The sequence below is a fragment of the Pseudomonas sp. BCA17 genome (assembly GCF_004519405.1).
In the GTDB taxonomy this organism is placed as follows: Bacteria; Pseudomonadota; Gammaproteobacteria; order Pseudomonadales; family Pseudomonadaceae; genus Aquipseudomonas.
This window is the reverse complement of record NZ_SGWI01000008.1, coordinates 347248-354007: the sequence shown is the minus strand read 5'-3', so window position 1 is coordinate 354007 and position 6760 is coordinate 347248. Positions and strand designations below refer to the sequence as shown.

General features: G+C 55.8%; 7 protein-coding genes. 1 reads left to right on the top strand and 6 read right to left on the bottom strand.

What is annotated here, in order from left to right; genetic code table 11:
- Window positions 1-248, top strand: a 248-nt coding sequence (locus tag EXW71_RS28880) for a hypothetical protein (RefSeq protein ID WP_134695661.1), incomplete at its 5' end; no start/stop codon positions are given.
- Between the two features lie 114 nt (window positions 249-362).
- Here EXW71_RS28880 and msrQ read toward each other — a convergent pair.
- The 6 genes from msrQ to EXW71_RS26100 form a co-directional block, all read right to left on the bottom strand.
- On the bottom strand, window positions 363-983 hold the full coding sequence (gene msrQ, locus EXW71_RS26125; protein ID WP_134660634.1) for a protein-methionine-sulfoxide reductase heme-binding subunit MsrQ: 621 nt from the start codon (window positions 981-983) through the stop codon (window positions 363-365).
- Window positions 983-1996, bottom strand: a complete 1014-nt coding sequence (gene msrP / locus EXW71_RS26120; RefSeq protein ID WP_134660633.1) for a protein-methionine-sulfoxide reductase catalytic subunit MsrP — start codon at window positions 1994-1996, stop codon at window positions 983-985. Before msrP ends, msrQ begins: the two co-directional genes overlap by 1 nt.
- Window positions 1997-2059: 63 nt before the next feature.
- Complete coding sequence (gene pssA / locus EXW71_RS26115; protein ID WP_123715882.1) at window positions 2060-2917, bottom strand: CDP-diacylglycerol--serine O-phosphatidyltransferase; 858 nt, start codon at window positions 2915-2917, stop codon at window positions 2060-2062.
- A gap of 145 nt (window positions 2918-3062) precedes the next feature.
- On the bottom strand, window positions 3063-4079 hold the full coding sequence (gene ilvC, locus EXW71_RS26110; RefSeq protein ID WP_123715881.1) for a ketol-acid reductoisomerase: 1017 nt from the start codon (window positions 4077-4079) through the stop codon (window positions 3063-3065).
- 47 nt (window positions 4080-4126) lie between these two features.
- Window positions 4127-4618, bottom strand: coding sequence for an acetolactate synthase small subunit (ilvN, locus tag EXW71_RS26105; protein ID WP_003176102.1), 492 nt, complete (start codon window positions 4616-4618; stop codon window positions 4127-4129).
- 2 nt (window positions 4619-4620) lie between these two features.
- A complete protein-coding gene (locus tag EXW71_RS26100; RefSeq protein WP_123715885.1) occupies window positions 4621-6345 on the bottom strand; it encodes an acetolactate synthase 3 large subunit in 1725 nt (574 codons plus the stop codon).
- Window positions 6346-6760 lie beyond the last annotated feature (415 nt).

The window sequence follows — 6760 nt, the reverse complement described above, 5'->3', positions numbered from 1 at the left end:
AAACCGAGGCACGCATTCTACAGCAGCCTCATTTGCTGTCAAGTGATTATTTTCAGAAGCTTTCGAAGATTTCTTCAACAACTTCAACCACTTGCGCCTTCGATCTCTCGTTAGCGGGAGGCGAATTCTACAGCGTTACACGCTGCTGTCAACACCTCTTTTTCTACGCTTTCGACCGGGAAGATCGAACCGTTAATAGAGCCAAACAGCCTTGCCCTACCAACTCCTTCTGGGCTTCGATGAACTGAAGCCATTCGCTGCCTGATTCTGCGTAACTTCTTGTTTAGCAAGGAGTTTTCAGTTTCGACTGCGCCGGAAGTGGGGCGAATTATAGGCCCCCAGATTCTGCCGTCAAGCGCTAATTACGTTTTTGTTGCAGAAGGTGCTTTTTTCGCAATAAGGCGGGGAATTCGGCGCATCACTGGGGGCAATCGCAATACTAAAAGGAGCGCACCTGTAGACGCATAGACGGCCCACTCCTTCAGATCAGCCCGCACAATCCACAACATATGCAGTAAACCGAGCCCAAGAACGGCATACACCAGGCGATGCAACTTCTTCCAACGGCTACCCAACCGGCGCTGGCTATAGCGATTAGAAGTCACCGCAAGCACCAACAAGAAAAGGAACCCCAGCGCACCTACAATAATGTAAGGCCGTTTACGCAGTTCCACCCCGAATTGCGACCAATCAAGCCCCAGGATAAACACGCAATAAGCTGCCAGGTGCAAAACCACATATGCGAAACACCAGAGCCCCAACTGTCGACGGACAGCAATCCACCCAGCCCACCCACTAAGCTTCTGCAGCGGTGTCATGCTCAAGGTGATCAACAGCAAGACCAACGTCCCAAGCCCCAACCGATCCATGAGCACTTTCCCAGGATCAGGCCCGAGCACAGAACGCCATGCTTCATAGAGCCAGTAAAACGGCCATATCGCCGCCACGATAAACACGCCAATGCGCCAGATCGGATAACGCATCAGTAGTTCTTCCGCAAATCGAGGCCCGCATAAAGAGAAGCGACCTCATCCGAATAGCCATTGAACATCTGCGTCTCGCGCACATTCGGACTGAACAAACCGCTCGGCAGACGTCGCTCGCGTGCCTGAGTCCAACGAGGATGATCGACCGTAGGGTTCACGTTTGCGTAGAACCCATATTCGTCGGCCGCAATGCTCTGCCAAGTAGTCTTAGGCTGTTCACTAACCAGACTGATCCGCACAATAGACTTCACGCTCTTGAAGCCATACTTCCACGGCACCACCAAACGCAACGGCGCACCATTCTGGTTAGGCAGCTCCCGTCCATACATGCCCACAGCAAGGATTGCCAAGGGATTCATCGCCTCATCCAGGCGCAGCCCTTCTACATAAGGCCAATTGATCAAGCCGAAACTCGACCGCTGACCCGGCATGCTCTTAGGGTCCTGAAGCGTTTCAAAACGGATGTACTTGGCGTTTGAGGTCGGCTCAACCTGCTTGAGCAAGGCAGAGATCGGAAAGCCGATCCACGGAATAACCATTGACCATGCTTCGACACAGCGCAAACGGTAGATCCGCTCCTCCAATTGATAAGGCTTCATGAAGTCTTCCAAGGCATAACGCCCCGGCTTCGCCACCTCGCCATCAATCACCACACTCCAGGGTTCGGTCTTGAGTGAGCCCGCGTTCGCCGCCGGGTCTCCCTTGTCGGTACCGAACTCATAAAAGTTGTTGTAGTGAGTTGCATCCTTGAACGGCGTAATAGCCTCGTCCTTTACCGTAACCGCCTGCCATTTGGCGCTCGACAGTTTCTCGGTGAACCAGGCCGGCGCCTTGCCCGGCTCAACATCAGCATAACGCGAAGCATCATCAGCACTGGCCCAACGCGGCAAACTACTGGCGGCGATACCGGCGAGCGCACCACCGAGCAAGCTACGACGAGAGAGGTAGAAGGATTCAGGCGTGACATCCGATTCATGACAATCGGAGGCTTTGGGAAGTTTGATTAACATGGCTACTCCGCAGTATTGGAAGGCTGATGCACCAATAGACTGCGGAGTATGGGGGAAATTACATTAAGGCAATGTTTTGTCCCGGCGCAGATGCAGCAAATACTGAATCGGCCCCGACGCGGCATAGGCTAGGAAGGCCAGCAACAGAATGCGCGGTGGATCGCTGAAAACTACAGCGAACACCAACACCACCACCAGGATCGCGACGAAAGGCACACGCCCCTTGAGGTCGAACTCCTTGAAGCTGTTGTACTTGATATTGCTGACCATCAGCATGCCGGCCGCCGCTACCATCAAGGCCACCAGGAACGACATTTTCGAACCCTGGATGCCGTAGTCGCTGAAAGCCCACACGATACCCGCCACCACTCCCGCAGCAGCCGGGCTGGCCAAGCCAATGAAGTAACGCTTGTCAGCCGTACCCACCTGGGTGTTGAAACGCGCCAGGCGCAGGGCAGCACCAGCGACATAGATGAAGGCGACCATCCAGCCGACCTTGCCCATATCACCCAGGGCCCACGCAAACGCCAGAAGCGCGGGAGCCACGCCAAAGGCAACCATGTCCGACAGCGAGTCGTACTCTGCCCCGAAGGCGCTTTGAGTATTGGTCATGCGCGCCACGCGACCATCAAGTCCGTCGAGCACCATGGCCACGAAAATCGCGATGGCGGCAAAGCCGAAATACTTGCTGGCACTCGCTGCATCACCTGCCGCCAGGGCGCTTTGGGCACTCATGGAGTTGATGATGGAATAGAACCCGGCAAACAGGTTCGCCGTGGTGAACAGGTTGGGCAGAAGATAGATGCCACGATGCCGGACCTTGCGGCCTTCCGCGTCATGCCCTTCTTCGACATGCTCATCGATTGGCAGCAGGCTTTCGGCGTCAGAAGCCTTGTTTGGCTCTTCGGGACGTTCGCTCATGGACTTTACCTTGCAACTGTTTGAAAAAATTCGACAAGTACTTGCGGCGAGTGTTCGCCCGCAAACGATGCAGCTTTATACCAGAACCCGCTCTCCCAAACGAAAAAACGCGGCCTAGGCCGCGTTTTCCCTTGATGCATCCGACTTAGTTTTTGGCTTTGTCGACGATCTTGTTGGCACCGATCCACGGCATCATGGAGCGCAGTTGCTCACCGATGATTTCGATACCGTGAGCGGCGTTGTTACGACGCTTGGCGGTCATCGAAGGGTAGCCGGTTGCGCCTTCGCTGATGAACATTTTGGCGTATTCGCCGTCCTGAATACGTTTCAGAGCGTTGCGCATAGCCTGACGCGACTCAGCGTTGATCACTTCCGGACCGGTCACGTACTCGCCGTATTCGGCGTTGTTGGAGATCGAGTAGTTCATGTTGGCGATACCGCCTTCGTACATGAGGTCAACGATCAGCTTCAGTTCGTGCAGGCATTCGAAATAGGCCATCTCCGGCGCGTAGCCAGCTTCAACCAAGGTTTCGAAACCAGCCTTGACCAGCTCTACGGTACCGCCACACAGAACGGCTTGCTCGCCGAACAGGTCAGTTTCGGTCTCGTCCTTGAAGGTGGTTTCGATGATACCAGTGCGACCGCCACCGACGCCGGAGGCATAGGACAGCGCAACGTTCTTGGCATTGCCCGAAGCGTCCTGGTAGATCGCGATCAGGTCAGGAATACCACCGCCTTTGACGAACTCGGAACGTACGGTGTGACCCGGCGCCTTAGGCGCGATCATGATCACGTCGAGGTCGGCGCGTGGCACCACCTGGTTGTAGTGAATCGCGAAACCGTGGGAGAACGCCAGGGTGGCGCCCTTCTTGATGTTCGGCTCGATTTCATTCTTGTACAGCGCGGACTGGAACTCGTCCGGGGTCAGGATCATGACCAGGTCGGCAGCAGCAACAGCGGAAGCAACATCAGTTACTTTCAGGCCATGGGCTTCTGCCTTGGCAACGGTAGCCGAGCCTTTGCGCAGGCCGACAGTCACGTCAACGCCGGAATCTTTCAGGTTGCAGGCTTGTGCGTGCCCCTGGGAGCCGTAGCCGATGATGGCGACTTTCTTGCCCTGGATGATCGACAGGTCACAATCTTTATCGTAATAAACTTTCATGAGGTTCCTCTATATATCCAGGCCGTAAGGCCATTCGCTAATTTGGGTTAGATGCTGAGTACTTTGTCGCCACGGGCAATCCCGGTGACACCACTGCGTACCGTTTCCAGAATCGAGGCCGTCCCGATCGACTGGATGAAGCTGTCCAGCTTGTCGCTTGTACCGGTCAGTTGAACGGTATAAACGCTGGCGCTTACATCGACGATCTGCCCGCGATAAATGTCGGTCGTGCGCTTGATCTCGGCACGTTGAGCACCCGTGGCCTTGACTTTAACCAGCATCAGCTCGCGCTCGATGTGGGCACTCTCCGACAGGTCGACCAGCTTGACCACTTCGATCAGCTTGTTGAGGTTCTTGGTGATCTGCTCGATCACTTCATCGTGGCCCACGGTGGTCAACGTCAGGCGCGACAGGGTCGGGTCTTCGGTTGGAGCCACAGTCAGGCTTTCGATGTTGTAGTTACGTTGCGAAAACAGGCCGACAACACGAGACAGAGCGCCGGGTTCGTTCTCCAGAAGCAGGGAGATAATATGCCGCATGATTAAGTACGCTCCGTCTTGTTCAACCACATGTCGCGCATAGAGCCGTCTTTGATCTGCATTGGGTAGACGTGCTCGCTGGTATCCACCTGAATATCGATGAACACCAGGCGGTCCTTCATGGCGAACGCCTCTTCCATCTTCGGCTTCAGATCTTTCAATTCAGTGATGCGAATGCCGACGTGGCCATAGGCTTCAACCAACTTGACGAAATCTGGCAGCGACTCCATGTAGGAATGGGAGTGACGACTGTTGTAGCTCATGTCCTGCCATTGACGAACCATGCCCAGCACGCCGTTGTTCAAGCACACGATCTTCACCGGAAGGCCGTACTGCAGGCAGGTCGACAGCTCCTGGATGTTCATCTGGATGCTGCCCTCACCGGTGACGCATGCAACGTCGGCGTCAGGGAAGCTCAGTTTCACACCCATGGCGGCCGGGAAACCAAAGCCCATCGTGCCCAGGCCACCGGAGTTGATCCAGCGGTTAGGCTTATCGAACTTATAGTATTGCGCGGCGAACATCTGGTGCTGGCCCACGTCGGAGGTCACAAAGGCGTCGCCCTTGGTCACTTCGCACAGGGTCTCGATCACGGTTTGTGGCTTGATGATGCTGCCGTCACCCTTGTCGTAAGGGAACAGGCCGCGGTCACCGCGCCATTCATCGATCTGCTTCCACCAGCTGGCAACGGACTCTTTGTTCGGCGCTTCGCCGATGTCCTTGAGCGCGGCGACCATTTCGGTCAAGACGCTTTCCACCGGCCCCACGATGGGCACATCGGCCTTGATGGTCTTGGAGATGGACGCCGGGTCGATGTCGATGTGGATGATCTTGGCATTCGGGCAGAATTTGCTCGCGCCATTGATCACACGGTCATCGAACCGCGCGCCGACCGCCAGAATCACATCGGCGTGGTGCATGGCCAGGTTGGCGGTGTAGCTGCCGTGCATACCGAGCATGCCGACGAACTGACGGTCCGTACCCGGAAACGCGCCAAGGCCCATCAAGGTGTTGGTTACCGGCAGGTTAAGCAGTTTGGCCAGTTCGGTGAGCGGCGCTGAACCGCCCCCCAGAATCACGCCACCGCCCGAGTACAACACAGGGCGCTTGGCCGCCAGGAGCATTTCCGCCGCCTTGCGAATTTGACCCGAGTGCCCACGAACGGCCGGGCTGTAGGAACGCAGCTTGGCTTTCTTCGGGAAGATGTATTCGAATTTTTCTGCCGGGTTGGTCATGTCTTTCGGGACATCGACCACCACAGGACCCGGGCGACCGGACTGTGCGAGGTAGAAGGCCTTTTTCATGACTTCCGGGATTTCCGACGGATGCTTGATCATGAAGCTGTGTTTCACGATCGGCCGGGAGATACCGATCATGTCGGTTTCCTGGAATGCATCGGTACCTACCATGGTGCTTGGCACCTGGCCGGAAATGATCACCATCGGGATGGAGTCCATATACGCAGTCGCGATGCCGGTAATGGCATTGGTTGCGCCTGGGCCGGACGTTACGAGTACCACGCCGGCTTTACCGGTGGCACGGGCGTAACCGTCAGCCATATGGGTCGCGGCCTGTTCGTGGCGAACCAGGATGTGGGTAACAGCCGGTTCCTTGAACAGTGCGTCGTAAACATGCAACAGAGCACCACCTGGGTACCCGTAGATATAGTCGACGCCTTCGTCACGCAAAAAGCGGACGAGCATCTCACCACCAGATAAAAGCTCCACGTTGTTCACCTCTAAAACGCCAGAATACCGTCCGTTGAAACCGACGGGTCTTAATAGGTTTACTTCTCAACAGAGCATGAGCGACGGTGGTCGCCGACTACGTCAGCACTGACTGAGCAAGTATTGGGATCGTCCCAAGTGTTGCGGGCTTTTCCCACCCAGCGCGAGGTAACGCGTTGCGGGTGTTACAGGTCGGCGCGGATGTGCGCCTCATGATCTGCTGAGCGGGCCTGCTTCTGGCAGTCCCGATACAGCGGACTTTGGATTCTTCTGTTTCAGCCCCTTCAAGTCAAGCAATAATTGCGCTTTTTTCCAACAAAGCGCACGAGAACGTAGAAGAAAGGGGTTTGAGGAGGGATAAAACTCGCCTGAATGTCGTCAAGCGGTAGAAATATGCGCAAGACTGCCGAAAAAA

Coding starts and splice junctions, on each gene's coding strand:
- ilvN (WP_003176102.1), bottom strand. CDS start 4,618: ATGCGGCATATTATCTCCCTGCTTCTGGAGAACGAACCCGGCGCTCTG.
- pssA (WP_123715882.1), bottom strand. CDS start 2,917: ATGAGCGAACGTCCCGAAGAGCCAAACAAGGCTTCTGACGCCGAAAGC.
- msrQ (WP_134660634.1), bottom strand. CDS start 983: ATGCGTTATCCGATCTGGCGCATTGGCGTGTTTATCGTGGCGGCGATA.
- ilvC (WP_123715881.1), bottom strand. CDS start 4,079: ATGAAAGTTTATTACGATAAAGATTGTGACCTGTCGATCATCCAGGGC.
- msrP (WP_134660633.1), bottom strand. CDS start 1,996: ATGTTAATCAAACTTCCCAAAGCCTCCGATTGTCATGAATCGGATGTC.